This window comes from Metallosphaera yellowstonensis MK1 (assembly GCF_000243315.1).
GTDB lineage: Archaea > Thermoproteota > Thermoprotei_A > Sulfolobales > Sulfolobaceae > Metallosphaera > Metallosphaera yellowstonensis.
The window spans coordinates 521806-546268 of sequence record NZ_JH597768.1; the positions used below are offsets into that span (position 1 = coordinate 521806).

The 24463-nt window shown below is 50.0% G+C and carries 28 protein-coding genes, 1 tRNA gene and 2 pseudogenes; 8 read left to right on the top strand and 23 right to left on the bottom strand.

The window, feature by feature from the left end; genetic code table 11:
- The first annotated feature begins 15 nt into the window (after window positions 1-15).
- Window positions 16-984, top strand: a complete 969-nt coding sequence (locus METMK1DRAFT_RS10435; protein ID WP_009073794.1) for an aldo/keto reductase — start codon at window positions 16-18, stop codon at window positions 982-984.
- Between the two features lie 138 nt (window positions 985-1122).
- Here METMK1DRAFT_RS10435 and METMK1DRAFT_RS10440 read toward each other — a convergent pair whose 3' ends face one another.
- Genes METMK1DRAFT_RS10440 through METMK1DRAFT_RS10465 form a run of 6 tightly spaced genes read right to left on the bottom strand, consistent with a single transcriptional unit; the run spans window position 1123 to window position 4618 of the window.
- Window positions 1123-1692, bottom strand: coding sequence for an XTP/dITP diphosphatase (locus tag METMK1DRAFT_RS10440; RefSeq protein WP_009073796.1), 570 nt, complete (start codon window positions 1690-1692; stop codon window positions 1123-1125).
- Window positions 1655-2293: a Kae1-associated kinase Bud32 gene (locus tag METMK1DRAFT_RS10445; protein ID WP_048087837.1), complete on the bottom strand. Its 639-nt coding sequence runs from the start codon at window positions 2291-2293 to the stop codon at window positions 1655-1657. The genes METMK1DRAFT_RS10440 and METMK1DRAFT_RS10445 overlap by 38 nt, the downstream gene beginning before the upstream one ends.
- Window positions 2281-3276, bottom strand: coding sequence for a KEOPS complex N(6)-L-threonylcarbamoyladenine synthase Kae1 (gene kae1, locus METMK1DRAFT_RS10450; protein ID WP_009073800.1), 996 nt, complete (start codon window positions 3274-3276; stop codon window positions 2281-2283). The genes METMK1DRAFT_RS10445 and kae1 overlap by 13 nt, the downstream gene beginning before the upstream one ends.
- Entirely contained in the window at window positions 3273-3461 is a 189-nt protein-coding gene (locus METMK1DRAFT_RS10455) for a 30S ribosomal protein S27ae (RefSeq protein WP_009073802.1), read from the bottom strand. The genes kae1 and METMK1DRAFT_RS10455 overlap by 4 nt, the downstream gene beginning before the upstream one ends.
- Window positions 3454-3795, bottom strand: coding sequence for a 30S ribosomal protein S24e (locus METMK1DRAFT_RS10460; protein ID WP_009073804.1), 342 nt, complete (start codon window positions 3793-3795; stop codon window positions 3454-3456). Before METMK1DRAFT_RS10460 ends, METMK1DRAFT_RS10455 begins: the two co-directional genes overlap by 8 nt.
- Before the next feature lie 25 nt (window positions 3796-3820).
- On the bottom strand, window positions 3821-4618 hold the full coding sequence (locus tag METMK1DRAFT_RS10465; RefSeq protein ID WP_009073806.1) for a sulfide-dependent adenosine diphosphate thiazole synthase: 798 nt from the start codon (window positions 4616-4618) through the stop codon (window positions 3821-3823).
- 230 nt (window positions 4619-4848) lie between these two features.
- Here METMK1DRAFT_RS10465 and METMK1DRAFT_RS10470 point away from each other — a divergent pair, with 230 nt between their 5' ends.
- Complete coding sequence (locus METMK1DRAFT_RS10470; RefSeq protein ID WP_009073810.1) at window positions 4849-5457, top strand: UbiX family flavin prenyltransferase; 609 nt, start codon at window positions 4849-4851, stop codon at window positions 5455-5457.
- Here the strand turns inward: METMK1DRAFT_RS10470 and METMK1DRAFT_RS10475 are convergent.
- From METMK1DRAFT_RS10475 to glyS, 6 genes are read right to left on the bottom strand one after another with little or no spacing between them, the layout of a single operon-like run.
- A complete protein-coding gene (locus METMK1DRAFT_RS10475) occupies window positions 5450-5866 on the bottom strand; it encodes a hypothetical protein (RefSeq protein ID WP_048087956.1) in 417 nt (138 codons plus the stop codon). The two genes, METMK1DRAFT_RS10470 and METMK1DRAFT_RS10475, sit on opposite strands and share 8 nt — an antisense overlap.
- A gap of 39 nt (window positions 5867-5905) precedes the next feature.
- Window positions 5906-6454, bottom strand: a complete 549-nt coding sequence (gene endA, locus METMK1DRAFT_RS10480; protein WP_009073813.1) for a tRNA-intron lyase — start codon at window positions 6452-6454, stop codon at window positions 5906-5908.
- Window positions 6454-7095 carry a phosphate transport regulator gene (locus METMK1DRAFT_RS10485; protein WP_155812401.1) on the bottom strand — a complete coding sequence of 214 codons (642 nt, stop codon included), beginning with the start codon at window positions 7093-7095 and terminating at the stop codon, window positions 6454-6456. Before METMK1DRAFT_RS10485 ends, endA begins: the two co-directional genes overlap by 1 nt.
- Before the next feature lie 17 nt (window positions 7096-7112).
- Window positions 7113-7511, bottom strand: a complete 399-nt coding sequence (locus METMK1DRAFT_RS10490) for a hypothetical protein (RefSeq protein WP_009073816.1) — start codon at window positions 7509-7511, stop codon at window positions 7113-7115.
- Window positions 7511-7861 (bottom strand): hypothetical protein, encoded by a 351-nt coding sequence (locus METMK1DRAFT_RS10495; protein WP_009073818.1) that lies wholly within the window; start codon window positions 7859-7861, stop codon window positions 7511-7513. Before METMK1DRAFT_RS10495 ends, METMK1DRAFT_RS10490 begins: the two co-directional genes overlap by 1 nt.
- Complete coding sequence (gene glyS / locus METMK1DRAFT_RS10500; RefSeq protein ID WP_009073820.1) at window positions 7858-9576, bottom strand: glycine--tRNA ligase; 1719 nt, start codon at window positions 9574-9576, stop codon at window positions 7858-7860. The genes METMK1DRAFT_RS10495 and glyS overlap by 4 nt, the downstream gene beginning before the upstream one ends.
- Before the next feature lie 51 nt (window positions 9577-9627).
- On the opposite strand from glyS, the gene speB reads away from it, so the two are divergent.
- The gene (speB, locus tag METMK1DRAFT_RS10505) at window positions 9628-10533 is read left to right on the top strand and encodes an agmatinase (RefSeq protein ID WP_009073822.1); all 906 of its coding nucleotides are present in this window, start codon (window positions 9628-9630) and stop codon (window positions 10531-10533) included.
- Here the strand turns inward: speB and METMK1DRAFT_RS10510 are convergent.
- Window positions 10526-10675, bottom strand: a complete 150-nt coding sequence (locus METMK1DRAFT_RS10510) for a DNA-directed RNA polymerase subunit P (protein ID WP_009073824.1) — start codon at window positions 10673-10675, stop codon at window positions 10526-10528. The two genes, speB and METMK1DRAFT_RS10510, sit on opposite strands and share 8 nt — an antisense overlap.
- Before the next feature lie 90 nt (window positions 10676-10765).
- On the opposite strand from METMK1DRAFT_RS10510, the gene yciH reads away from it, so the two are divergent.
- Entirely contained in the window at window positions 10766-11068 is a 303-nt protein-coding gene (gene yciH, locus METMK1DRAFT_RS10515; protein ID WP_009073827.1) for a stress response translation initiation inhibitor YciH, read from the top strand.
- 15 nt (window positions 11069-11083) lie between these two features.
- Here yciH and METMK1DRAFT_RS10520 read toward each other — a convergent pair whose 3' ends face one another.
- On the bottom strand, window positions 11084-12004 hold the full coding sequence (locus tag METMK1DRAFT_RS10520; RefSeq protein WP_009073829.1) for a transcription initiation factor IIB: 921 nt from the start codon (window positions 12002-12004) through the stop codon (window positions 11084-11086).
- An 85-nt stretch (window positions 12005-12089) separates the two neighbouring features.
- Between METMK1DRAFT_RS10520 and METMK1DRAFT_RS10525 the strand changes: the two are divergent.
- Window positions 12090-12531, top strand: a pseudogene (locus METMK1DRAFT_RS10525) (zinc ribbon domain-containing protein); the annotation flags it as partial.
- A gap of 138 nt (window positions 12532-12669) precedes the next feature.
- Here the strand turns inward: METMK1DRAFT_RS10525 and METMK1DRAFT_RS10530 are convergent.
- Window positions 12670-13563, bottom strand: a complete 894-nt coding sequence (locus METMK1DRAFT_RS10530; protein ID WP_048087958.1) for a translation elongation factor — start codon at window positions 13561-13563, stop codon at window positions 12670-12672.
- A 40-nt stretch (window positions 13564-13603) separates the two neighbouring features.
- Between METMK1DRAFT_RS10530 and METMK1DRAFT_RS10535 the strand changes: the two genes are divergently transcribed.
- Both METMK1DRAFT_RS10535 and METMK1DRAFT_RS10540 read left to right on the top strand, forming a co-directional pair.
- Complete coding sequence (locus tag METMK1DRAFT_RS10535; protein ID WP_048087839.1) at window positions 13604-13861, top strand: TIGR00304 family membrane protein; 258 nt, start codon at window positions 13604-13606, stop codon at window positions 13859-13861.
- 32 nt (window positions 13862-13893) lie between these two features.
- A tRNA-Gln gene (locus METMK1DRAFT_RS10540) sits at window positions 13894-13966 on the top strand.
- A 424-nt stretch (window positions 13967-14390) separates the two neighbouring features.
- On the opposite strand, the gene METMK1DRAFT_RS10545 is transcribed toward METMK1DRAFT_RS10540, so the two are convergent.
- From METMK1DRAFT_RS10545 to METMK1DRAFT_RS17785, 8 genes and pseudogenes are all read right to left on the bottom strand, one after another.
- Complete coding sequence (locus tag METMK1DRAFT_RS10545; protein ID WP_009073838.1) at window positions 14391-15644, bottom strand: oligopeptide/dipeptide ABC transporter ATP-binding protein; 1254 nt, start codon at window positions 15642-15644, stop codon at window positions 14391-14393.
- Complete coding sequence (locus METMK1DRAFT_RS10550; protein WP_009073840.1) at window positions 15641-16999, bottom strand: ABC transporter ATP-binding protein; 1359 nt, start codon at window positions 16997-16999, stop codon at window positions 15641-15643. Before METMK1DRAFT_RS10550 ends, METMK1DRAFT_RS10545 begins: the two co-directional genes overlap by 4 nt.
- Window positions 16999-17886 carry an ABC transporter permease gene (locus tag METMK1DRAFT_RS10555; RefSeq protein WP_009073843.1) on the bottom strand — a complete coding sequence of 296 codons (888 nt, stop codon included), beginning with the start codon at window positions 17884-17886 and terminating at the stop codon, window positions 16999-17001. Before METMK1DRAFT_RS10555 ends, METMK1DRAFT_RS10550 begins: the two co-directional genes overlap by 1 nt.
- A gap of 10 nt (window positions 17887-17896) precedes the next feature.
- Entirely contained in the window at window positions 17897-18961 is a 1065-nt protein-coding gene (locus tag METMK1DRAFT_RS10560) for an ABC transporter permease (protein ID WP_009073844.1), read from the bottom strand.
- Window positions 18962-19005: 44 nt separating this feature from the next.
- Window positions 19006-21624, bottom strand: coding sequence for an ABC transporter substrate-binding protein (locus tag METMK1DRAFT_RS10565; protein ID WP_009073846.1), 2619 nt, complete (start codon window positions 21622-21624; stop codon window positions 19006-19008).
- Between the two features lie 325 nt (window positions 21625-21949).
- Window positions 21950-22117: pseudogene (locus METMK1DRAFT_RS10570) on the bottom strand (IS701 family transposase); the annotation flags it as partial.
- 17 nt (window positions 22118-22134) lie between these two features.
- A complete protein-coding gene (locus METMK1DRAFT_RS10575) occupies window positions 22135-23193 on the bottom strand; it encodes an ISH3 family transposase (protein ID WP_009073851.1) in 1059 nt (352 codons plus the stop codon).
- Window positions 23194-23310: 117 nt separating this feature from the next.
- The gene (locus METMK1DRAFT_RS17785; RefSeq protein WP_009073853.1) at window positions 23311-23469 is read right to left on the bottom strand and encodes a hypothetical protein; all 159 of its coding nucleotides are present in this window, start codon (window positions 23467-23469) and stop codon (window positions 23311-23313) included.
- 538 nt (window positions 23470-24007) lie between these two features.
- On the opposite strand from METMK1DRAFT_RS17785, the gene METMK1DRAFT_RS10580 reads away from it, so the two are divergent.
- A complete protein-coding gene (locus tag METMK1DRAFT_RS10580; protein WP_245544623.1) occupies window positions 24008-24448 on the top strand; it encodes a hypothetical protein in 441 nt (146 codons plus the stop codon).
- Window positions 24449-24463 lie beyond the last annotated feature (15 nt).

Sequence of the window (24463 nt, forward strand, 5' to 3'; positions counted from 1 at the left end):
AACTGGTAGTATGACATGAGATTAAGGGACTTAGGTCATACCGGCATAAGGGTTTCAGAAATCGGGGTAGGGACGTGGAGCATCGTTACGGACTGGTGGGGAAATCCAGAGAGGGCTGAAGAGATAATAAGGACCGCGTTGGATGTGGGCGTCAACTTCTTCGATACGGCAGACATGTACGGAAACGGAAGGTCTGAAGAGATTCTCGGAAGAGTCGTCACCCCCAAGAGAGGGGACGTAGTCATCCTCACTAAGGTCGGATACGATTTCTACACAGACTCCAAGAGACCTAAACATAGGTTCGATCTAGACTACCTCAGGTTTGCAGTTAACCAGTCGTTAAAGAGACTCAACACAGACTACGTTGACGTGCTCATGATCCACAACCCGAAGATGAAGGACATCTCTAACGAGGGCTTACTGGAGTTCATGAAGTCCCTGAAATCTGATGGTATTGCCAGATCCGTCGGCGTTGCCTTAGGTCCTACCCTAGGTTGGGAGGAAGAGGGAATGAGGGCCATCCAAATGGGTTATGAAGTACTGGAGCACATCTTCAACTTGATAGAAGAGTACCCTGGAAAGAAACTCATTCAGAGAGACTTGGGACACGTGATAAGGGTTCCCCACGCTTCTGACGTCCTTAACGAAGATAAATGGCCTCTTGTGGAGGATCCCAGACTACATCGTCACTTCAAGGATTTCGGGTGGATCAAAAGGGCCTATGAGGCAACGTTAGATCTGAAGAAGTACGCAGATTCCCTCGGAATTAAATTGAACCAACTGGCCATTGCCTACGTTCTCAGTTTCAATAACGTCTCAACTGTCACACCAAACATAACGTCCAAGAGCGAGCTCCTGAACTTCGTCAGAGCCTCAGAACTCTCACTCTCAAAGGAGGTCTTGAGTTATCTAGAGGACTATTACGAGAGAAGATACAGGGGACTCAACCTGGAGAGCATAGAGGAGACTAAGGCCTATAAGTGACCAGACGTTTAAACGGGCTCTAAGTATCCTTAAGGAGACCATGAACGCGTCCCTCAGCGGTGAGTAAACCTAACGCTCATCGTCGAACGCGGTCTAGTAGCATAAGGGCTGTATGCCCTCGAGAACTCAGGGGTCCCCTCAGGGCTGGAGGGAGGTCAGGTAGAAGTCTAAAAACCTCTTCATGGCCATGGCCCTGTGGGAAATCCGGCTCTTCTCCTCCACGCTCATCTCAGCGAAAGTTCTGGAACTTCCCGCGGGGATGAATATTGGGTCGAAGCCGAACCCCGCGTTACCCCTCCTGCTCAAGGAGATCGATCCCTCAACTTCTCCCTTAAAGAGCCTCATCTCTCCATCGTCCACGTAAGCTATTACCGATCTAAAGGTGGCTTTCCTGTCCTTCACTCCTTCCATGAGCTTTAGCACCCCCTCGCAGTCCAGTGTTCTCTTAACGTAATTGGTGTAAGGACCAGGAAAATCGTGGAGAGCTTCTATGAAGAGCCCGCTGTCCTCCAATATCATCGGTTCCCTGAAGACGGAGTAGAGGGAGACCGCTGAGAATCTCACTATCTCCTCCAAAGAGTCTGCCTGAATCTCGAGTTTAGGATAGTTGATCATGCTGAGCTTTAATTTATCTCCAGCAATGACCTGGAACTCCTGAAACTTATGAGAGTTACCCGTGACTACCTTTAGTTCTCCTCTCCTCGACATATCTACCTCTCATCCTTATCTCATTTACCTTCTTTAGTATATCTTGCCCTCTACGGGTGACAGAGTCGTAACCCTCCATGAATTCAGAGAACGCTTTATCCTTGACGTCTGGATGTACACTCTCTATAGACCTGAGGAACACGTGGACGTCTGTGGCCATATCCTCAACGTCCACCGACCTCTTAGCCAGTCCGAAATCTATGAGGAACAGCTCGCCATCTTTCACTATGATATTATTGGTAGTTAAGTCACCGTGAATGATGCCGTTGAGGTGAAGCCTCCCTGCAATCACCCCAGCGTCCCTAAAGAGGGTAGTTCTATGGCTTGCATCTTTCAGCATTGTTCCTTCTATATACTCCATCACGATCGTGAAAGTCTCAGGAGATACCATGAGTAGGGCTGGCGTATTTACACCGGCCTTGAGGGCCGAATACATTAATTTGGCTTCACTTATTGTTCTGGACGCGTTGATTTGGGCATCCAGCTTGGGGTTTCTATAACCCTTGCTTACCCTAACCTTGAAGACGGACTTGATACCCAGGAACTCCCCCAGGTAAATTAACGATTCCGCCCCACGTTTAAGAAGGACTAGCTTCTCCAGGGCAGTTCCACCTCATCTATGCGCCATCTGGGTCTAACCTTGGACGCCTCAACATCGATGTACTTTCCGTGTTTCGCCGCCAGCATTCCAGCGTACGCTATCATGGCCCCGTTGTCCCCAGAGTATTCCTGTGGAACGATAAGGAGACTGACGTTCCAGTCCCTTGACAGCCTCTCTAATTTTTCCCTTAAACTGACGCTGGCGGCGACTCCACCTACCACCATCAACTCCTTCTTCTCAGTCAAGGCCAGGGCCCTCTCTGAGGCCTCCAGAAGCATGTCGAAGGCAATCTCTCTCAGGCTATAACATACATCCTCCAAGGGATACCTGCGAAGGGCCCTCAGAGCTGCGGTCAACAGACCTGAATAGGACATATCCTCGCCCTTAACTACATACGGCAGTTCCACTAAGTTCTCTGATTTTTCAGCACAGATGTCTATGGCGTGTCTTCCCTTGACGACGTATGGAGGAGCTAAACCGGCTTCCCTCACGAACGTGTCCATGAGGTTCCCTAGTGCAATATCCAAGGTCTCACCGAAGATCCTGAACCTACCCCTGTATGCCGTAGTTATGATGGTGTTCCCCCCAGAGAGGTAAAGGATGAGAGGATCCGTCGCTCCCGTGGTTAGGTAACCTATCTCTATATGTCCCACACCGTGATTCACTGGAACCAATCTCTTGTTATACTTGATTGCCAACGCTCTAGAGATCACTGCACCCACCCTCAACGCCGGTCCCATACCTGGACCTAATGCCACTGCAACTGCGTCCACGTCTCTCATGCCCACGTCGGCTTTCTCCAAGGCCTCCCTGACGATCTTGGGAGCTACCGTGGCATGGTGTCTGGCCGCGTCCCCCGGCTTCATGCCCCCTGAGGCGGGAACATAAGTGTCCCTAACGTTGGACAGAACAAATGGGGGAGTATCTCTTACCACTCCCACACCAAAGGTGTGGGCTGTAGATTCTATGCCTAAAACAATCATGACCTCGATTTACCTACAACGAACTCTGTGTAATTACACTTACCACACGTCCACCTCTCTTTAGGTTTCATGTGATGGGCCATGACACTACCGCACCTTGGACACTTCTTATTTTTCAGCCTCACCTTTCCATCCACAATCTCGTAATATAACCTAGCAGATGCCTTTTCTTCCCCTTTAGCCATTGGATTCACCTCCCTTGTTCTGCTTCGTTCCTCTCACGAGGAGATGCTTAGGTTCATATTTCTCCAAGTTTTTAGGGTCAGTATAGACGTGAATTCTAGCCTGACTTATTCCAGCCCCGTACCCGGTAGTTATTTTCCTGATGACCAGGAGATCCTCCTTCTGACCTAAATAGGATGCCAGAGCCTTCTTGAGTTCCTCCCTAGAGGGAGTAGGGCTACCTATGTGAAATATCTTCAAAGTTATCTCTTTCCTGCCAGTCACGTTATTATCAATCTGTCTCTCAATTATCGCCTGAGCTTTATCTGAGACCTTTATCTGGTGAGTCTGAGACATCTCCAGTAACTACCACGCAGTAGTTTTAAGTGTTACGGGCTTTCATCAGGAGGGTCGAGGCTATGTCCTCAGCCACCTTCTTGCCTGACAGAACCATGGCCCCAAATATGGGCCCCATCCTCGGTAACCCCTTCACCTCAGTTACGGCCATCCCGGCGGCGTAGAGTCCAGGGGCCACCTCTCCCGTATTGTCAACAGTGAGCTTCTCGGCTACCTCGCTATAGGCAGATTTCTCCCCGGGTATCGCTATTCCTAGTTCCGGTATCTTCCTGGCTGCCACGGAGATTACTTCAGCGTCGTGCCCAGTAGCGTCCACTACCGCCTTGGCGTGGATGAAGAGGGGATCTACGTGAAGGCTGGCCATCTGTGTAGCTGTCCACTCTACTGCCACCCCGGTCACCCTCAGTGGGTTCTCACGGAAGATGACGTCGTCTACAGTTACACCGTGGACTATTTTTGCGCCCGCGTCTATGGCGGACGACGCTAGTTTAGCCATGAATTCTGAGCTGTCCACAATGTAAACTCCCTCCTCTACTCGCTGTAGCCTTATGTTCATCTCCCTGAGTACTTGGTCTGCGGGACTCTCTATCACTATTTTATGGAAGAGCATGGCCCCTCCTCCTATGCCTCCGCCGAAACTTAACCTCCTCTCAAAGACTGTAGTCTTTAGCCCCTTCTTAGCAAGGTAATACGCAGCGCTCAGCCCTGAGGGACCGGCTCCCACAATCACCACGTCGTTTTCTGCTATGTCCATCCAATCTTCAAATGTCGCCTTCAGGATATACTTCGTGATTTTTACTTCATCTACCTGTCTGATCTCCATAGTTACATCGTAATATTAGTGGCTTATAAACTAGATTATATAATCCAACCATGGGAAATAGTTAATTTGCTCCAAGACCACAGGGTATCAATGCCCTTAGAACTTCAGACGGGAAGCAAGGCCCTGAGATGTGATGTATGTGGAACCATCATAAGGACCAAGCCAATCGTAATCAAGACCTGTTGTAATAATAGGCCGTGGACCTTCTGTAGTAATAGGTGCTACTCCACATGGATGAGAGAGTGGCTAAAGAAACAGGAGCAGACCAAAGGAAAGGCAAAGTCGTTGTAGGGATAACCGGAGCTAGCGGGACCGTATACGGTCTGAGGACGGTGAAGGCACTATTAGATCTGGGATATCATCCTGAAGTCATACTCACAGAAGCAGCAATCAAGGTGTCAGCAGAGGAATTGGGGGAGGATCTCCGTAAACTCTTGGAAGGATTGGTAGAAAGAGTTTACATGGAAGATGAGATAGACGCCCCTGCATCCAGCTCGAGCACTCTGGCGGGAAGCTTAGGAATTGCAGTGGTTCCGTGCAGTATAAGGACTTTGGCTGAAGTGGCGTCAGGTATAGCGTCTAACTTGGTTACCAGGGCCGTGATAAATCACCTCAGATTGAGGAAAAGGGTCGTCCTGGTCATACGTGAGACTCCATTGGGTGTGATTGAACTAAGAAACGCATTGAAAGTTGCCACTGCCGGAGCCATAATTCTTCCAGCGTCCCCAGGTTTCTATACCAAACCGAAGACCATCGACGACATTATAAGTTTCGTGGTAGGAAAAACATTAGATGCCTTGGAAATACAACATGACCTGTATCCTAGATGGACTAAATGAGGTCTAGATCCCTCTTTCCGAACTTCTTGGAGATGATCTCCTTTACCTTATCATCCTCATATAGATCCTCTTGTCTGAGCTCCTTCTCAACGTCTTCAGAACCGTTATTCCTGTTTATGGCGAAAGCGCACTTGTTACCTGGGAGTAGGGCTCTCTTCTCACAATAGGCGTATTGACACTCTCCAGTTATACACGTGTCACCTACCCATCTGCAGAACCCAACCTTCTGTGGATTTCCCTTCATGTATTTCGTCTGTATCATTAACGCCCTCTTGTTGCACCTGAAGTACGGACAGAGGTAGTTACATTTATTCCCAAGCGGAAGGGGCTTAGGTTCCCCATCCCCCACATGCGCCCTCTCTTCCCTTTCTCTGCCGAATCCTCTCCTTTGACCGAAGTCTTCCCTCAAAGTCAGCAAACCTCCGATCCTTGGATTACATATTTAATTTCACATCTTCACCCATTTAAACATTATGTACTTGATCTCATTACTTGACGAGTTTATAATAGCAAGAATAAGTTTTTTCCTAGTACTGTGGGAGACCCTCCCATAACTCATCAATTCAGTAGCGTTCATCTCCTCATCAGCGTTCACCACTGAAACGACGAAAGGGGCGTGTTCTACCCCGGGGCCCAAGGTATACACCGCGAAGTCTGCACCGAACTTTATTCCAGACCTGACCACAAAGCCTCTCCTCTTCAAGTCCTCGTACACCCTGTATAGATCCCTGAAGCGAGGGATTCGCTTCACGGCGTAGTCCTCTAGTTCTCTCTCGTCCACGTCATTTCCCTTATATCTCACCGCTATTTTGCCCTTACGTAGTAGATACAACCCCTCAATCAAGGAGAGCTCTAATGGAGTCTTGATCTCCTCTGTGGACTTGGGCTTAGATACTCCCAAGGGTTTCCCGTAAAATCCCTCCTCGTAGATCCTCCTTCCTTCCCTGTAGTCAAGGATGACTATTCTGTCACCAAAGAGCTCTCCTCTAGCCTGCATCACAACCTCCCGAAGGCTATGTAAGTGATTGACGTTGCAGAGTCCCTGACCATGTCCTCGCTGTCCTCCAATCTATCAGCGATATCCTTAAGGAGCATGACATAGATTAGGTCGTCGTACTTCCTCTCAAACAGTTTGAGTTCTAGGCTCCTATACAAGTCATCCACCTCCTCCTCCAGTCTCATAATGTTCCTTGCTGCGTCAACTGCCTTCTGTGCGTTCACTGAGAGGAGCCTCAAGGATTCCACCAAGTGAGTCAGGGAAGCTAGGAGTTTCTCAGAGATCACTACAATAAGCTTGGACAAGAGCTCATCAAGCTGGGTTCCCCTAGATAATAGCACGCTCAATCTATACGACGCAGCATCCAAGTTTTGGGAGATCTTCTCCAAGTTGTTCAATATGTCTATGTAAAGGTCCCTGTCCAACAATCCCTCCCTTACCTTTATAATGTACTCACCCACCATGAATTTATCCAATTCAACACTGTTCTTTATCCCGTTTATTTTAGAGTAGGCCTGCATCGGGTTGGCCGGAGTACCGTTCTTAACTATCTCGTACAGAACCCTAACTTGGTCAATGAGCTTCAGCGAGATCTGTTGAAGCCTCTCCTCAAGGCTTATGTGTGCTATACTCATTGGGATGTTAGTGTAATTAAGGTTTAAAAACTAAGCTTTGACGCCATGTCCATGAGCTCCATTATTTGCTTCACATCATCATTGATATCTATACTTTCACCGTTCTTCTTCATGACGTCCTGCAGGCCTTTCAGGAGCTCCAGTTCATCCTTAAGTCCAACCATACCTAGATAACTGATTATTCCTATACTTTCCTCCCTGGTTTGTCTGTCCACAACTCCCCCTATGTTCTCCACTATGGTCTTCATACCCTCATATATCTCTCTTCTTGTCCTCCTGATCCTCTTCAGTAACCTGTGACACCTATCCAGGTCTATTACATTGATAGCTAACATGTTCTCCAATTGACCCAGATTCGCCGAATGATTATCAATAACTTCCTCGAATTTCGTCAGCGTCTCCTTGACTCTAGCCTCACTCATCAGACCGACCTCAACGTTACCGTGCTATTATCCTCTAAGCCTAGCTTTATCATGTCCTGAGGGTTAGCCCAAACCTCTATCTCTGGAAGGCTCTCCTGGGGAATGGCCTTAAACCTCATTCTCTTTCCCTTGACGGAGATCTCCACATCCTGGTTCACGCCCATAGACTTGGCCAACTTCAGCGATACTAAGACAGTCCCCTCCTTAACTTCGGCTCTCCGTCTAACCTTCACCCTCTTCTCCTTGGGAGCTTCCTTTCCACTCCCTCTGAGGGAAGAAGCGGGAGGTATTATATTCACGAGGGACTTTATATCAGCCTTTTTTTCCCCCTTCGTCTCTTCCGAACTCATCTTTTCGCCTCTCCCAATATCATATTAAAGTCAGCACCGCTAAATAACTTCTCTAGGACCTGTAGGACCTCACCCTCATTAACTCTTATCTGCTCCCATGAGTCTCTATCCCTAATCGTCACGGTTCCGTCGTTGAGCGTTTGGGGATCCACAGTGATGGCGTACGGTACCCCGATCTCGTCCACTCTGGCGTATCTTTTGCCTATGCTCCCGCTTTCGTCGTATAGTACTTCGAATTTCTGCTTGAGCTCTCCAGCTATTTTACGAGATCTCTCCTTTAACTCGTCCTTCTCCAGAAGTGGAAATACGGCCACATGATATGGTACTATCTCCTTAGGTAAGGATAGCACGACTCTATCCTTCTTCTCCCTATACGCGTTGAGTACAGATAGGTAGAGACACCTCTCCACTCCAAAGGAGGGCTCGACGACGTGGGGGATGAACCTGATCCCATGCTCCTTCTCCTCCCTCTCTATTACGCTCAGGAAGTCAGAGAGCTTCCTTCCCATGAGCTCACCTCCCGCCTTGATCATGATCTCTACCTCCTCTGGCTTCTTATCTGAAATGAGCTTCATTAGCTCCCTCTGAAAGTCCTTGTCCTCTTGCCTCAGCCTGTCCCTGTTCAGTATCACGCTCCTCTTCTTGATCACCCTGGCTTTATCGAACTTCTTGAACACGCTCAGGTCTTCCCCGCTGAACCTGGAGTGCCTACTGAGATCGTAATCTCCCCTGTAGGCGTGGCCGGATATCTCAACTTTCTCCCCCATCACTTTAACTATTTGATCGAAAGTCTGTGACGAGTAGTGGGCTCTCTCGTGAGGAAGTTTCTCCTCAAAGTAAAAGGAACCCTCTGAAATTCCCAAGGACTTCACGAACCTGGAGGCAGTGGCCATCCAGAAGGCCATCCACGGATTCACCACCAGTTTCTCGCTGACCAGATCCTTCACCTTGACTCTCACAGGATCCCCTCCCTTCTCCTTGGCGTCCTTGAACAGAACGTGGAAGCCTTCCTCCCAGTATCTCTCCAGCTGTGGAACATCCTTGTCCTCTGGGTCGATGAAGAATTCCACCTCCATTATGGTGAACTCCCTCATCCTGACCAACCCTTGTCTCGGTGAGATCTCGTTCCTCCCTACCCTTCCGACCTGGGCTATTCCCAACGGTAACCTCTCCCTAGTGCTCTCGAATACCCTGCGGAACGCTGTGAACATCCCTTGGGCGGTCTCAGGCCTGAGGTACCCCACATAGCCCGCGTATGGTCCTATGGTAGTCGAGAACAGGAGGTTAAAGTTCCTCACCTCCCCCAGTTCTCCCCCACAGGACGGGCACTTGAGTCCCTTCTGCAAGATGATATTGGTGAGTTCAGAGGGTTTTAGACCCTCCACAGATAGCCTCAACGTCTCCTCAATGAGGTGATCGGCCCTGTATATTTTGTGACACTTCTGGCACTCCACTATGGGGTCGGTGAAGTTCTCCACGTGTCCGCTGGCCTCCAGCACCTTAGAGGGAGTTATCATGGGCGTCTCTATCTCCACAACGAAGTCACTGTTCTCCTCCACGAATATCTTCCTCCACAGCTGGACTATCTTGTTCTTTATCCTGGCACCTACGGGACCTATGTCGTACAGTCCCGCTACACCACCGTATATCTCGTAGGATGGCCAGAATATGCCTCTCCTCTTGGCTAGCTCAATCACCTTCTCGGTCTCTGGCATGAGACCCTTTGACAAAACCAAACTTATAAACTTCCTCAGCGTGCCTTAGGTATGGCCGATCCTAGGCTTCTTTACCTCAACGAGTCGTCACTAAAGTTCGGCGGATTTGAAAAGAGGAACTCTCCCTTCGCTGTCCTGGGAATTCCCATGGACATCACGAGCAGCTTCAGGCCCGGGAGCAGGTTTGCCCCTAGGAAGATCAGGGAAGTGTCCCAGTTCATCGAGTTCTATTCCCTCAGGACGGGCGTAGATGTGGGGGAGGTGGGTTTCGAGGATCTGGGAGACGTTGTGCTCCACCCTTCAGACGTTGAACAGAACGTGGAGAGAATAAGGGACGTGGTGAGTTACGCCTCTGAGAAGGGGAAGATAGTGGTGTCAATGGGAGGTGAGCACACCATCACCGTCGGAACAGTCCTGGGCACTAAGGCTGATTGCGTGGTCAGTTTTGATGCACACCTTGACTTAAGGGACGAGTACATGGGATACAAGTTCGATCACGCCTGCGTCATGCACAGACTGGCCGAAAGGGGTGTCAGGATAATGGAGGTCGGTAATAGGGCCGTGAGCAGGGAGGAAGTGGAGTACGCTAAGGAGTTCGGGGTACCGTTCATCACGTCCCACGAGGTGAACTTGATCGGAACTAGAGAGGTGGCCATGAAGGTGAAAAACTTCCTCAGGCCCTGCAACAGGATATATATCACCTTTGATGTGGACTCCGTGGATCCAGCCTACGCTCCAGGTGTGGCCACACCGGAGCCAGAGGGTTTAACTCCCACTGTGGTACTCGATGTTATCAACCTCATAGCCGACTCCAGGGTAGTGGGTTTCGACGTAGTTGAGATCTCCCCACCCTACGACCCCTCGGACATAACGTCAGTACTAGGAGCCAAACTCATAATGGAGACGACTTCCATCGTGAGCTCATCATTGAAAAAAGGGAAAGGTGAAGTCAGATAGCCTTAACGACCTTAATTGTGGGCTTCCTCACCATGTAAATTATGTTATAACCACAGTATGGGCACCTGACTCCAGGTAGCACTCTGAGCTTCTCATCGTCGAAAGTTCTCCAACATTTTCCGCACCTATATATGTCTGGCATAGTGTACTCCACTGCCTTAAACTATGAGGTTTTAAAGCTAACTGGGATAGAAAAGCTCAAAAAGGTCTAATCACAGTATGATGTTACAAAATGGCAGACAATTTGTGTGGAGGACTTCCACCTGAAATATGTGAGCAATTAAATAAGGAAGAACAATTCATTAAGATAAAACTCGAGAAGAGAAGGTACGGCAAGGAGGTTACCGTTATAGAGGGAGTGAGTACTGATGAGCTAGAGCTCAAGAAGATAGCATCTGAGCTGAAGTCCAAGTTAGCTGCGGGAGGAACTGTGAAGAACGGCAGAATTGAGATCCAGGGAGATCACAGGGACAAGGCTAGAGACCTCTTGGTGAAGCTAGGCTTCCCAGAGTCTAACATAATGGTGATAGAATAAAAACAAGAAAAACTTTTACTGGTTTTGTATTTCTATCTTTAATTCTTGTATAAGTTCCTTATACCTGTTCCTCACAGTGACTTCGGTGACTCCGGCAACCTGGGCTATCTCCTTCTGTGTTCTCCTCTCCTCGTTCAGGAGGGCAGCAATGTATATTGCAGCTGCGGCGAGACCTGCGGGGTCCTTACCTGCGGTCAATCCGACGTTCTTGGCCTTCTCCAATATCTCAGCAGCCAACTTCATGGAGGCACCGCTCAGACCCAGGAGAGAGCCTATCCTGGTCACGTAGTCCTTTGGATCGCTCACTGGAACGTCGACGTTGAGTTCCCTCAATAAAAGCCTGTAACACCTGGCTACCTCCTTCCTGTTGGCCTTCGTGTATTGAGCTATTTCATCCAAAGTCCTGGCGATCTTCATCCTCCTACAGGAGGCGTAAATCGCTGCAGCTACCACACTCTCTATTGACCTACCCCTGACTAGTCCCTTCTCCACCGCCTTCCTATAGATGAGCGCTCCCTCGTCCTTCACGGACTTGGGAAGACCTAAGAGGTTTCCTATCCTCTCCAACTCATTCATGGCCTGGGCCAAGTTCCTATCTATTGAGCTCTGAATTCTTGCCCTGATCTGCCACTTCCTCCACCTTAGGACCTCCAACCTCCTCTTCGGATCCAAGTTCCTCCCTATGGCATCCTTGTCCTTCCAGTCGATCAGGGTGGACAGACCCCTGTCGTGAATGGTCTGGTTAAGGGGACCGCCAACTCTACTCCTCTTCTCCTTCTCCTCTGGCGTGAAGGCCCTCCACTCGGGTCCCTGATCTACTATTCTCTCCTCTATGACCTCTCCAGTCTCAGAACAGATGTATTCCCCCCTATCTGCATCGAAGATAATTTTATCTGGGGGACATTGTGTATTCTCGTGAGAAGTTTCCTTTTCCATCATGACCACCAAGATTTAAAAGGGCAGATATATAAGAACAATTAAATCTTTTGCTCTTAGAGTTTATAAATCTTTCGATAATGTCTTTGCTGTTGAAAAGTTGAATAAGCAAGAGATGTTTGAGGATGCTGATGACAAGCTGTCTAAGAAGATTTCAAGGACTGTGTGGAGGACTGTTCATCGCGTTCTAAAATATAAGGCTCCCATTTATGGTTCCTTCGTGAAGGAGGTGAACCCTCACCTCACATCCAAGTCCTGCCCCAGATGTGGATGGGTTTCCCGAAAGGTCGGCAGGACTTTCAGGTGTGAGAGGTTGTGGGTTCACCCTAGATAGGCAATTGAACGCATCCCTCAACATCTTCCTCAAGATGTGCGGGTTCCCCCACCTCTTTCTCACTCCCACCGGGAGTAGGTGGGTTGGGGTTACTCCGTTAAGGGGGCGGAGGGGTATGAGTGGGGTAATGCCCCGTGACCCCGGTGAAGCCCAACGGCTGAGGATTGATATTAAATATTATGAAATCCTATGAAGCCCAAACCCCTCGTAATCATCTCCGCCTTTACCTCAAGGCCTCGACGAGTGCCCACCATTCCTCCCCTGGTCACACCGAAGGCCCTATCGTGAGATTCTAAAAAGTTTACGCTCCCCAACCTTTGAACTCCCACCTTTAGAGTTCCACAAATCCCGCAACCCTGGGCTTGCCAAGCTTACTGTTCACGTTCAGTACAGTCAGTCGGGGTGCGAGAGGTAGAGGGGAGCCGAGGGCTATCTTGGCTCTGTCCCCGTCCAACTTCAACGTCCCCGTGATCGAGACCCCGTAAGCTACGAAGTGGAGTTGTCCCTCGCCTACCTGGGCCCACGGAAATAGGGTAGCTCTTCCCTCGAATTCCTTCTGCACCCTCAAGCCTGATTTAGTGAGCAGGTAGGAGTCCTTGACCTCATCTTCCTTTACGTTCCTGAGGGCCAGCCCGACCCTGACACCAGGTCCCACAGCTTCCTGATCCTCGTCCAATACCTGGATACTCTTGACCTCCACCTCCTTCATGGAGGGAAGTAGGGTCAGTTTGTCGTGGACTTTGACCTGGGTCAGTGAGAATCCGGTTACCACGACTCCAACACCTTTAACCACGAAACTCCTGTCTACGTAAACTACCCCACGATCTTCCGTCCTTCCCTCCCACTCCTCCAACTGTTGCAGGACTTCGGCCCTCTCCAACACTGTTCCCTTGAATAACTTCCGAATCCTGTCCTCGGGTAAGGTTGAGACTACCTTTACAGGGACGTTGAGCGAGGTAGCTAGGAGGGCCAATTCCCCCTCAGTCCACGTAGGACTCTCGCCCACATGGATCACCAAGTCAGAGGAGAGGCTTGCAGCCTCGACGGCCTCTAAGACCTTCTCTGGATACTCCGACGGTACTAGGACAGACCTAATGTAGTCCCCGTTCCTCCTGTAGAATATCTTAACCTTAGCGTCTTCGTGGAGTTTCCCTAACCTTTCAGCCAGAGACCTGACGCTACCCTTATTTGAAGAGATAACGCTAACGATACTTCCGTAGTACACCTGAGACACCGTTATTAGCCCAAACTCCTCAGAGTAAAATATGAGATTAACCATCGTAGGTTTGGTGCTCATATTCGTGGGCTTTGGTCTACTCTTCGCGAGCACCGTCAGCGTCCCTACAAACTCTACGGTCGGAGGAGTAGTACTGATAGGCCCAGTGCCCATAGTATTTGGAAGAGGTTATACTGGGACACTACTACCGTTCATGCTCATAGGTTTGGCGTTCACCGTGATAGCGTTGCTTTTCTTCCTAGTGTCAATCTTGGCCTTCAGGGGTTCGGCGAGGAGGACAGATTAACCTTTAAAATAGGCTGTGAGGATAACTAACTTAGCCGGGTAGTCTAGCGGCCAAGGATCCAGGGCTCTGGCCCCTGGGACCCCGGTTCGAATCCGGGCCCGGCTACCTTTTTAATGGGCAACTCCTTAGAGCAGTTGAACGGAGTTAGAATAATGAACGGTACTAGTATGCATTCTAAAAGCACTGAAAATTTGCAAACGAAGTTCTAGTGGCACTTACGGGAAAATCCCCTGGTTTGAGAGTTGAATCCTTTTTCATGTTAATAGAAATTTTTATTTTATTTTTTATAAAAACTTCATTGGTAAAGGATGACCTCTCACACCATGTAAGCTCTGCCCAAAAGGAAGTGATGGTAGGGACGTGAGCCCCGTGCCGTTGGGCTCCAAGGAGTGACCCGCCTGCCGTAATTTGAAGGTGGTTGAGGGTTTAAGTCCCACACTTGATCATGATTGAAGATAAAATGAGCGAAATGAAAGTGTAGGGACAAACGGAACAAAAACCCAAGTGTCAGGAACGTGGAAACCTACAGTTACCTGTAAAGTAGGCAGGACACTGACCTCCTCTCACTTTCCTTGTAAAGCTTCGGTTCCTGGAAGGCGTGTATAATCAGCAACGAGTCCTCGGTCACTTCCTTCACGGCTGTGAGTGACCTTATGTTCTCCCTCTCCACCTCCAACACCTTCTTTATGCTCTCCGGGTTAGCCCCTTCCACCTTTACTTTGTCCTGAAGGGGTATGACCTTAACGTTATCCCCGAACACGTTGTAGTACTTTCCCTGTACTAGGTAGTTGATGTCCTCTGCCACCTCCTCAGCTGTCCATCCGCACTCGTGAAAAGCCATGGGACATCTAGGGTGGAACACGCATCCTCTGGGAGGAGATAGTAAGTTCGGTGGGTCGCCCTTCAACACTATCCTCTTCCGGGCCTCCCCAGGTCTCGGTCTAGGGACGGAGGAGATGAGGGCCATGGTATAGGGATGTTTGGGTCGGGTCAACACGTCGTCCTTGTCCCCTATCTCCATGAGCCTACCGGAATACATGACTGCCACTCTATCGGCCATGTAACTCACCACCGCTATGTTGTGGGTTATCAGCACCATGGTGATGTTCTTCCTTCTCCTGAACTCCTTTAGGAGGTTCAGGATCTGGGCCTGGACAGATACGTCCAGGGCGCTGGTAGGTTCGTCCAGTATGACCAACTCTGGGTCGGTGCTCAGGGCTCTAGCTATTGCTACCCTCTGTCTCTGTCCTCCAGAAAGCTCGTGCGGGTATCTATTACCGAACGCCCTAGGGAGCCCAACTTCCTCCAGTAAATCCAGGGCCTTCTTCCTCGCCTCCTCTCCTCTAAGGTAACCGGTGGATATCATGGGCTCCATGATGACGTCCAATATCCTGAACCTCGGATCGAGGGAGGAGTAAGGGTCTTGGAATACCATACTCATCCTGGTCCTCAACTTCCTCAGTTCAGACCCCTTCTTCCTGAGGAGGCTGTACTTCCTGCTTATCATCTCAGCACTCTCCTTATCTCCTGACTCTAAAGCCTCTCGGTACTTCACCATCTCCTCCTCCGGGGCATCGAAGAGGATCTCCCCACCTGTAGGTTCAAGCAACCTTATGAGCATCCTACCCAAGGTGGACTTCCCCGACCCGCTCTCTCCCACCACTCCGACGACCTCTCCCCTCCTCACGGTGAGGGTAACGTTGTCCACCGCCTTGAGGTACTGAGTGCCCACCACTCCGCCCCTCACTGGGAAATACTTCTTGAGGTTGAATGCACCTATCACTTCCTCTCACCCACTAGGAAGCAGGCCACCTTATGACCTTCGCTTACCTCTACCATGGGGGGTTCCATCTCCTTACACTTGGGCATTACGAAGGGGCACCTGTTGGAGAAACTGCAACCCTTGGGAGGACTCCTCATGTCAGGTACGGAACCTGGGATGGCCTTGAGTTCAGTCTTGTCCATAGTCGGTATGGCGTCCATGAGCATCTTGGTGTACGGATGTTGCGGTTCCTCGAATATCACCTTCACAGGGCCCACTTCGGCTATCTTCCCAGCGTACATTATCGCTATCCTGTCTGAGACCTCAGCCAGGACTGAGAGGTCGTGGGAGATGAAGATGAAGGACCTGTTGGAGCTGGCCTTCAGGGAACTCACCAACTCCAATATCTGAGCCTGAATCGTTACGTCTAGGGCACTGGTGGGCTCGTCCATTATCACTATCTCTGGGTTATTGACTATGGCTATCCCTATCACGACCCTCTGTCTCATACCCCCCGAGAGCTCGTGCGGATACATCCTGACTACCTTTTCGGGATGAGGGATACCCAGGTAGGTGAGGATCTCAACTGCCAGCCTGTAGCCCTCCTTTATCAGTGCATCCTTGGCAAGTCTACCTAGGACGGGTACCCTCTGCAGACCCCTGAGGTAGATGGAGATGCCCAACCTGTCCTTGGAGTCGAGCTTGTGCTTATCCAGGGAGAGGATGAGCTTCTCCTTCTTAGCCTCATGTATGTCCTGTCTCCTCCAGATGGACAGGATCTGCTCCTCTAATCCCCTGAGGTTCCTCTTCTCCACCTCCTCAATTAATGCCTCCTCTCCCTTAGTCTTCAGCGTCGTCATCAGGTCTCTCAGGTCAGCTTGAGTGCACCTGTTCCTGCTTATGGCCCTCCTCACCAACCTCATGGGATCGTGATAATACACGGCCTCAGCTATCTGGTAGCCTACCTGGAGGACCGGGTTGAGGGAGGTCAGAGGTTCTTGGAAGACCATGGCTAGGGCCCTCCCCCTCACCTCCCTGAGTTCCTTGTTGAGTCTCTTGATCAACTTCTCGTTCTTCCTGGGATCGAACTTAACGTCCCTAGATCCGTAATCTCTCAACATCTTCAAAACGTCTTTGCTCCCGTCCAACAGGACCTCTCCACTCTCCACTCTGGCGTTCCTTGGTAAGAGCCCCATTATCGCCAACCCTAAGGTGGACTTCCCCGACCCGCTCTCTCCAGCGAGCCCCAGAACTTCTCCCTTGTAAAGCTCCAGGTCCACCCCCCGAAGGGCCTTGAAGACCCCCCTCCTGGTGTGAAAACTGACCCTGAGGTCCTTGATCTCGAGTACCTTAGCTCTCTCCTTCACTCTCTCCATTAGCTTCTCCTCCTCGGATCTATCACGTCCCTCAGTCCGTCTCCCATGAGGTTCACGGACAGTGCAAATAAGGTTATAGCCAATCCAGGAAAGATCACGGTCCAAGGGGCTGACTGGACGTAGTTCAGTCCCAGGCTCGCCAGGTATCCCAGCTCAGGTGTGTTGGCGTTGGGAATGAAGCCAATGAAGGCCAACGTGGCGAAGACCCCGACGACGGAACCCAGGTCCAGGGATATCTGAACCACCACTGGAGGTAGGGTATTGGGCAGTATGTGTTTGAACATGATCCTCACCATGCTGGCCCCGGCCGCTTTTGCCGCCTCAACGAAAACGCTCTCCTTAATGCTAAGAGTCAGGCTCCTGGTGTACCTGGCGTATATGGGCCACCACACTATGATCAGGGCTATAACCATGCTGGTGAAACTCCTCCCTAAGGCGAAACCCACGGCTATGGCGAGGACTAGGTAAGGGACGCTGAAGAAGATGTCGGTGAACCTCATCAACAACTCGTCGAGGTATCCTCCGACGTAAGCTGCCAGTATGCCCACCACCGCCCCTATCACTGCACCCCCCACCACGATCAGCATGGAGTACCCCAAGTCCACCCTGATGGCCTCGAGGATGGCCTGAAGGAGGTTGATACCAGGGTAGGTCGTCCCCAGAGGGTATTGGGATGACGGAGGTTGGGGTACTGGATTCACGAAGTTATAGGTGAATTGGTTCGGATTAGTCACTCCCAACAACCTGGGATCAAACTGCATTATGAGTGCATCCACGACGTATGCCAGGAATATTACCATACCTGCCACAGCGGTCCTGTTGGAAAAGAAGACCTTCAGTGAGAGGATGAGGTTCGAGTACTTTCCTTCCTCGGTTCTCTCTTCCATTCTCTTCACCTCAATACCTTATCCTGGGATCCACGACCGCGTATACCAGGTCTAGGATCAAAGTCGTCAGGACAAGGACTATTCCGAACAGGAGGGTGGAGGCCATGATCCCACCTATGTCGTTGTTCAGTAACGCCTGGGTCGTCCAGTAGCCTATCCCTGGAAAGTCAAAGACTGACTCCACCACTACGACTCCTCCCAACAGACCAGCTACCGTGTAACCGAACGAAGTGACCACTGGAAGCATGGCGTTTCTTCTAGCGTGGAGGTTATTTACCACCCTCTCCGGTACACCCTTAGCCCTGGCCAGCCTTATGTAGTCCTGCTCCAACACCTCGAGCATGCTCGCCCTCAATATCCTTATTATCCCGGCCATCACAGCCAGGGCGAGGGTCAGGGAAGGCATTATGAGGTGGAGGAAGGCGTTCCAGGCTACAGCGTAGTCCCCGTGCAGTATGGCGTCAATGAGGAGTACGTGGGTAGGGTAAGAGATTCCGTCCCTGAACCAGCTCAACCCAGCTACCATCTGTGGGCTGACCTCCCCACTGAAGGGGAGCACGTTGAGGTACACCCCGAGGAGCAGGATTAAGGCTATGGCTATCAGGTAGATGGGCATGGAGTAGAGAGTGAAGGAGAAAACCCTTATTCCCTGGTCCGCCGGAGAGTCCCTGTTTACGGCAGAGAACACCCCCAACGGGATCCCTATGAGCCAGATCAGCAGGGCTGCAAACAGGGACAGGACGACAGTGTTGGGAAGGAACAGCGTTATGGCAGTCGTCACAGGCCCACTGTAGATGGGGGTGTTAGTGTACCCTAGGTTTCCGGTCAATACCTGGCCCAACCAGTAGAAGTACTGGACGTACACGGGTTGATCCAGGTGGAACTCCTGTGTCAACCTCTGAATCTCCAATTCCCTGGCCTGACCGGTGAGTCTCGGATTTATGTACTCGGCGAGAATGAGGTTATTCCCTTGGATATGAACGAGGACGAACACTAGGAGGGTCAAACCTATGAGAGTAGGAATGAGTATCAATATCCTTCTAAGGACGTAGACCCATAACTTAATGCTAATCACCCCACTCTAAATTTAGAATATTTTATATAAAGAACATAAAAAACTTAACCTTTGACCCACCAATAGTAGAGGCTGTCCCCAGCCCCTCCTATCATGGGGTTCTCCTCATAGGATATCTGGCCGTGATATCCTGTCATGTAGGGCTTCACGACCCAGAAGGCGTTGGGCTGCTGTGCATATACGTACATGTAGAGGTCTATGGCTATCTGCTCAGCCTGCTTGTAGTACATTGCAGCTAAGGTGGAGTTCGTGGTAGTATCGGCCTCCTGGATCAACGTGTTGAGCTCCTGGTACATCTGGGCTTGGTTGGTGTGGCCCAGTGACTGTAGATACTGAACTGACCACCCGTCTGGGGCAGGATACGTCCCTCCCTGCTCATACATGGCGTTGACGAAGTCTGACGGGTAGGGGTAGTCGGCTATCCAACCCAGGTAGTATATGGGCATGGGATTCTGACCTGGAACCTCCAATCCGATGATGGTGGAGAACGGGAGGTACATAGGTTGGGCCTGTATGTTGGGATCCATCTCGTTGAGTGCCTGAGCCCACATCTGTGCTGCAGCGTAGTCCACAGTGTCTCCAGAGGGCACTATGATGGGGATGTTTATGGAGACGTTGTACATGCCGGACTTGATCATGAGCTCCTTGGCGTAGGTCAGGTTGAAGGTCGGCACGTTCTGTAGTTCACTGGGAGGAACGTAGTAGGGTAGCCCAGGGATGATCACTCCAGCGTAGGGGGAGGCGAAGTCGAACCCGTACTTCTCATTCCCTACTATGTTGTTTATGTAGTTGGTGTAGTTGAAGGCGTAAGCGAAGGCCTCCCTGACGTAGAGGTTCGCGAAGTAGTCTGAGGGTATGTGGTATTGGGAGCCCAGGGTCTTGAGTCCCGACTGGCTCACGTTTATGTTAAACACGAAGAAGAACTCAGATAGTGTGGGGAACTGGTATATCTCTGCCTGGCCTTGGGCCTCCAACTGCTTCAGGGACGGGAAGTAGTTCGTCGGGAGGAGTGTCACTATGTCGGCCTTTCCGGAGGCGAACAGTTCGTAGGCGGTCTGGGGATCCTTCACCCAGTTTATGACCACGGTGTCGTTCGGTGCAGGTATTCCTGGGACTCCGGTGAAGTAGGGATTGGGCACCAGGACCACGTACTGTCCGGGTACGTAGGTCTTTATCATGTAAGGACCTGAGGCCACAGGGTCGTTCTGTACCTGGGTGTTGTAGCTACCTTCGTTGGCGTACTGCTCGTACTGTAGGAAGCCCTGTGGGGTGAAAGTTATCCCTGCACCTACCTGTTCCAGCCACTTGGCGTCAACAATTCCAGCCCCTAGGGGATCTGCTACTGCGGTGAAGAACAACTGCGGAGGAGTGGGTTTGACCAGGTGGAAGGTGACCGTGTTGGTTTGGTTGTTGTAGGTCACGGCGTTCATTATCTCATGGAAGGTCTGGTTCATGTTGGTCGAGTTAACTATGGGCACACCTATGGTGGCACCGGGGATCAGGTACTGGGCTAGGATCCAGTCGGGCGTGCCTGGAGAACCTCCCACGAAGAGTAACGCCCTAACCACGGAGTACCAAACGTCGTACGCAGTCAGGTTGTCCCCGTTAGAGAAATGGAGCCCACTCCTGATGTGGAAGACGTACACTGTGTAGTTGTCCTGGATACCTCCGTTCTGTACAGTGGGTATCTCGGTCGCGGCGAACGGGATGAAGGAAGTCGTACTGGATCCGTTGTACACGAGCAGGGTCATGAATATGTTAGAGACCACCTCGAATCCCACGCTCTCGTAGTCTACTTGGGGATCGAACGAGAAAGGCCCTCCAGGCACGTTCTCGGCCACGGTTATCACTCCAGGGTTGGGGACGGTTCCGTTGAACAACTTGAGGGCGAAGGGCATCCCTGGACCGGTAACGGCTACCGTCTGATAGGTGGTTATCTGATAGGTGGAGTTGGAGGACACGTTCTCCGTCACAAGGGTTAAGCTCACCACGTAAATGCCTGGGGAGGAATAGGTGGTGTTGACCGGGTTCACCTCTGGGGACAGGGTGGAGGAGTTGGCCGGAACCGTCATGGTCTGACCGTTACCGAAGTTCCACATATACTTCTCTATGGTCATGTTCTGTCCTGAGGGAGGCTGGAGGAAACCTCCGTAGAAGTACACTGGACTACCTGCAGTGAATATGGGAGCGTTGGGGTTCTTGGCTGTATCGAAGGCTATCACGGGGATTGAAAGTAGCTGGCTCTCGGTTTCGTTTAGGACTGCATTGACCTGGATGGTCAACAGGGAGGTTGAGGTGTTCTGAACGGGCTTCCCGTTAAGGTATTCTACCGCGTAAACCAGGTACTGTCCAGGTTGATTGTAGGTGTAGGTGAACGAGACGGCACTCGTCGCAGCGGTCTCGTTGAGGGTCTGTCCGTTCCCCAGGTAGAGCACAACCTGAGAGTTGGGAACTACGTCGTAGACCGTGAACGTTATGGGAAGACCCTGCTGTATTATGGGTGTTGTGGGAGCTAGGGAGATTGCCTGAGCCGTGACGGCCTTGTGCGAGGAGGTGAGGAGATAGATCCCGGCGATCGCCGCAATGATTATGACAACTGCGATTATAATTCCAATAGTCTTAGATAGTGCTTTAGAATGTCTATTACTTTTACCTTTATACATAGCTATCGATAAAAAATCTCGATAAACCCTTTTAAGGTTATCGCGGTTAATAGGTTTATATTATATAATTTAAGTCGGAGATCGGCTCACTTAAATTCAATTTGTATGGTTGAATTACCTAAAAGAAATAAACTCATCCGTTGGACACTTTATGAACGGGTAATATTCTGTGCGAGTACCAGACTCCTTTCTCCAGCTCTTGGTTATTTTATTTAACAATGATCTTTGATTCTATCGATAAATTGAAAAATGTAATCCATCTCATATCTTCGGTTAACCATAATTACTGTTTCAATCGAATTTTGTTTACAGCAGTTATGGGACTTTAACGTATCTTAAAGATTTTCATCAGCCCCGGCGGTCCGCCTAAATGACGTTCAACGAACCTGAGGAACGCCTCCACGCTCCTCAGGTTCGGCTCCCCCACCAGCTCCCTGACGACGTTGGTCATGATGGTGAAGATCGTGAGGTAGCCCTGGAGCCTCTCCCTCCTCCACGGTAGACCCAAAATCACCTCCTTGAAAATAAATCTATATTATTAATAAGCGGTTCTATTGATTTAAGTAGAAAATCTCTTAGATAGAATAAATCATCAGAAAACAAGAGTATTAGGAGTAACCTGAACTCCTCCCTCCTCACCTCCCCCTTGAACACGGTGTACAGGGAGTAGAAGGCCACGGCCAGCACGAAGATCAACGTGCGGAAGACGAACTTGGTGGAACTGGTGAATGGGAGAAAGGCCTTGATGTTCCGGTAAGAGGTCTCTATGTGACCCCTCACCTTGTTGTACAACTTCAACACCTCCCCCTTCGGTAGGTTTAGATTAGTCGCCCTAGCGAAGTAAACGAGAGTAGTCTTCTTTCTCTTCACCTTCTCCTTGCTGTAGACGAGGAGCATGAACTTGACCTGCTCGTCCTTCCTGTGCCTCTTACTGTTCGTCTTGTAGTAGCCGTCGAACTCCTGGTAGACCTTCACGTCCCCAACAGGGACGGCAATTATGTACTTGAACTGCGAAACGAAGTTGAGCACGTCAACCGTGTAGAAACCAGCGTCGAGAGTCATCAACCTCACCTTGAACCCCATGGCGACGACTTGCTCCACGAGGGCCTTCACGACCTCATCCTTGGTCATCCCCTTCACTTGAGTGATGAAGGCCAGTAGGAGCACTTTCCCGTCAAACTTAGTCGTCGCAGTTGCGTAGTTCCAAGAGTTTCCCTCCTCCGAACTCCCGAGCCCCTCCACCGGTCTCCCGTACCAGGTCTTGGTCGTCCAGTCTATTGAGAGGTCTATCTCCTTGACTCCCTTCAGTACCTCCAAGGACATTTTCCTCACTTGTTCCAAGAGTTTCTCAATAACTTCCACCCCTTGCTCCTCCACGTAATTCCTCACGGTCTGTGGGGACACGCCATACGCCCTCGACTTGTTCTCTACTGAATCGTTCCATAAACACGCTGAGATGAGGGTTCTCGCCACCTCTTCCCCTCTCTTTCCCTTGAAGTTCAGCATGGAAAGTAATTTATAACCTATTTGTTGAACGTTGTTTTGGTGAGGGAGATGGTGTATTATCATCTCGCTCTCACACGTGGTAATACCACATCTCCCTCACCTTAAACCTTTCTTCAACTGAATTCTTAATACCCTTATAAATCCTGTTATCTATCGTGAATCGATATTATCCTGCTGGAGTTATTTTTCATAATATGATTTTGGGTCTACCGACCTGGGGGAGGTCCTCCTCTCCTCCAGGGCCCTCCTCTCGATCTCAGCCGTTTCATTTGATAGCGCGTCCTTCCCAAGTAACTCGGGGACGAGCGAGGTCACCACGTGATTGAATGAGTGTCTCATGATATGACCTAGCGCTCATCCCCTTTTTAGTGTTACTGATGTAGGATCAATTAAGTCACTTTCATTCTATAGAAACAAATAGAAATCGCAATGGAGCCCTGAATCGTCCATAGAGCCTGATCCTTATAACTATTATTACTATTTTAACCCGAATAATCCCCAAGAATACGGCTTATATTTTCAGCTAGGGAACAGCAGTTATTAGATTTTGCCTTGACTTCAAGGCTACACCTAACGAGAAATCCCATAACTGCTGTAGGGAATAATCTCTATAATTACTCGAATTCAACACCATATTATATAAAAAGTGGGAACTATAATTATTCAGCAATAGGCACCTATTTCGGTCAGACGTCTCCAAACTTTTATGTTTACTTTACAAATAATCAAAATGCGACTTTCAAAGCTGGTCTCACGTGGGGTCCCTATGAATATTATGTAAACGGAACACCTATTTCCAGTGATTATATCGACATTAACTCTCCCCTAAACATCACTGTAGTGTACACCTGGACGGAGGGCTACAATAAACTGTAAGGTGTCTAAATTGAAGGCCCAATCAGACTTCATAGCCTTTCTTGTCGTGATTATCCTCGTTGTCGTTATCCTCATCCCTATCGCGTTCTTGGTGCTCACGTTCTCTGAACCCTCTGCCAGACAACCAGACTTCACAACTGTACTCACTAGGCAGGTAAATGGAGGTTCAATACTGCTTTTCTTTAACTCTACTCCCTCAAAGTCAACCCTCATAGTTCTAAGGGGAGGCAATCAAAATTATACCTTGGATGCATTGTTCTACGATAACCACGGAATCTGGGATAACATATCTAACGTGATAACCCCGCCCATTCCATCCCCGTTAATTCACAACTATACTCTTCCTAGTTACGTATGGAACAAGACTATATTGGTACAGGTGGGGGGTTACAACGTGAGCATATTCGCTTTGATTCTCCCCAATGAGACTGCATCTGTATAATAGATAAGAACGACA

What these genes read in the sequence shown, in the direction of transcription:
- METMK1DRAFT_RS10435 (WP_009073794.1), top strand. Translation starts at nt 16, where the DNA reads ATGAGATTAAGGGACTTAGGTCATACCGGCATAAGGGTTTCAGAAATC.
- METMK1DRAFT_RS10440 (WP_009073796.1), bottom strand. Translation starts at nt 1,692, where the DNA reads ATGTCGAGGAGAGGAGAACTAAAGGTAGTCACGGGTAACTCTCATAAG.
- kae1 (WP_009073800.1), bottom strand. Translation starts at nt 3,276, where the DNA reads ATGATTGTTTTAGGCATAGAATCTACAGCCCACACCTTTGGTGTGGGA.
- METMK1DRAFT_RS10455 (WP_009073802.1), bottom strand. Translation starts at nt 3,461, where the DNA reads ATGGCTAAAGGGGAAGAAAAGGCATCTGCTAGGTTATATTACGAGATT.
- METMK1DRAFT_RS10460 (WP_009073804.1), bottom strand. Translation starts at nt 3,795, where the DNA reads ATGTCTCAGACTCACCAGATAAAGGTCTCAGATAAAGCTCAGGCGATA.
- METMK1DRAFT_RS10465 (WP_009073806.1), bottom strand. Translation starts at nt 4,618, where the DNA reads ATGGAGATCAGACAGGTAGATGAAGTAAAAATCACGAAGTATATCCTG.
- METMK1DRAFT_RS10470 (WP_009073810.1), top strand. Translation starts at nt 4,849, where the DNA reads ATGGATGAGAGAGTGGCTAAAGAAACAGGAGCAGACCAAAGGAAAGGC.
- endA (WP_009073813.1), bottom strand. Translation starts at nt 6,454, where the DNA reads ATGCAGGCTAGAGGAGAGCTCTTTGGTGACAGAATAGTCATCCTTGAC.
- METMK1DRAFT_RS10490 (WP_009073816.1), bottom strand. Translation starts at nt 7,511, where the DNA reads ATGAGTGAGGCTAGAGTCAAGGAGACGCTGACGAAATTCGAGGAAGTT.
- METMK1DRAFT_RS10495 (WP_009073818.1), bottom strand. Translation starts at nt 7,861, where the DNA reads ATGAGTTCGGAAGAGACGAAGGGGGAAAAAAAGGCTGATATAAAGTCC.
- glyS (WP_009073820.1), bottom strand. Translation starts at nt 9,576, where the DNA reads ATGCCAGAGACCGAGAAGGTGATTGAGCTAGCCAAGAGGAGAGGCATA.
- speB (WP_009073822.1), top strand. Translation starts at nt 9,628, where the DNA reads ATGGCCGATCCTAGGCTTCTTTACCTCAACGAGTCGTCACTAAAGTTC.
- METMK1DRAFT_RS10510 (WP_009073824.1), bottom strand. Translation starts at nt 10,675, where the DNA reads ATGCCAGACATATATAGGTGCGGAAAATGTTGGAGAACTTTCGACGAT.
- yciH (WP_009073827.1), top strand. Translation starts at nt 10,766, where the DNA reads ATGGCAGACAATTTGTGTGGAGGACTTCCACCTGAAATATGTGAGCAA.
- METMK1DRAFT_RS10520 (WP_009073829.1), bottom strand. Translation starts at nt 12,004, where the DNA reads ATGGAAAAGGAAACTTCTCACGAGAATACACAATGTCCCCCAGATAAA.
- METMK1DRAFT_RS10535 (WP_048087839.1), top strand. Translation starts at nt 13,604, where the DNA reads ATGAGATTAACCATCGTAGGTTTGGTGCTCATATTCGTGGGCTTTGGT.
- METMK1DRAFT_RS10550 (WP_009073840.1), bottom strand. Translation starts at nt 16,999, where the DNA reads ATGGAGAGAGTGAAGGAGAGAGCTAAGGTACTCGAGATCAAGGACCTC.
- METMK1DRAFT_RS10555 (WP_009073843.1), bottom strand. Translation starts at nt 17,886, where the DNA reads ATGGAAGAGAGAACCGAGGAAGGAAAGTACTCGAACCTCATCCTCTCA.
- METMK1DRAFT_RS10565 (WP_009073846.1), bottom strand. Translation starts at nt 21,624, where the DNA reads ATGTATAAAGGTAAAAGTAATAGACATTCTAAAGCACTATCTAAGACT.
- METMK1DRAFT_RS10575 (WP_009073851.1), bottom strand. Translation starts at nt 23,193, where the DNA reads ATGATAATACACCATCTCCCTCACCAAAACAACGTTCAACAAATAGGT.
- METMK1DRAFT_RS17785 (WP_009073853.1), bottom strand. Translation starts at nt 23,469, where the DNA reads ATGAGACACTCATTCAATCACGTGGTGACCTCGCTCGTCCCCGAGTTA.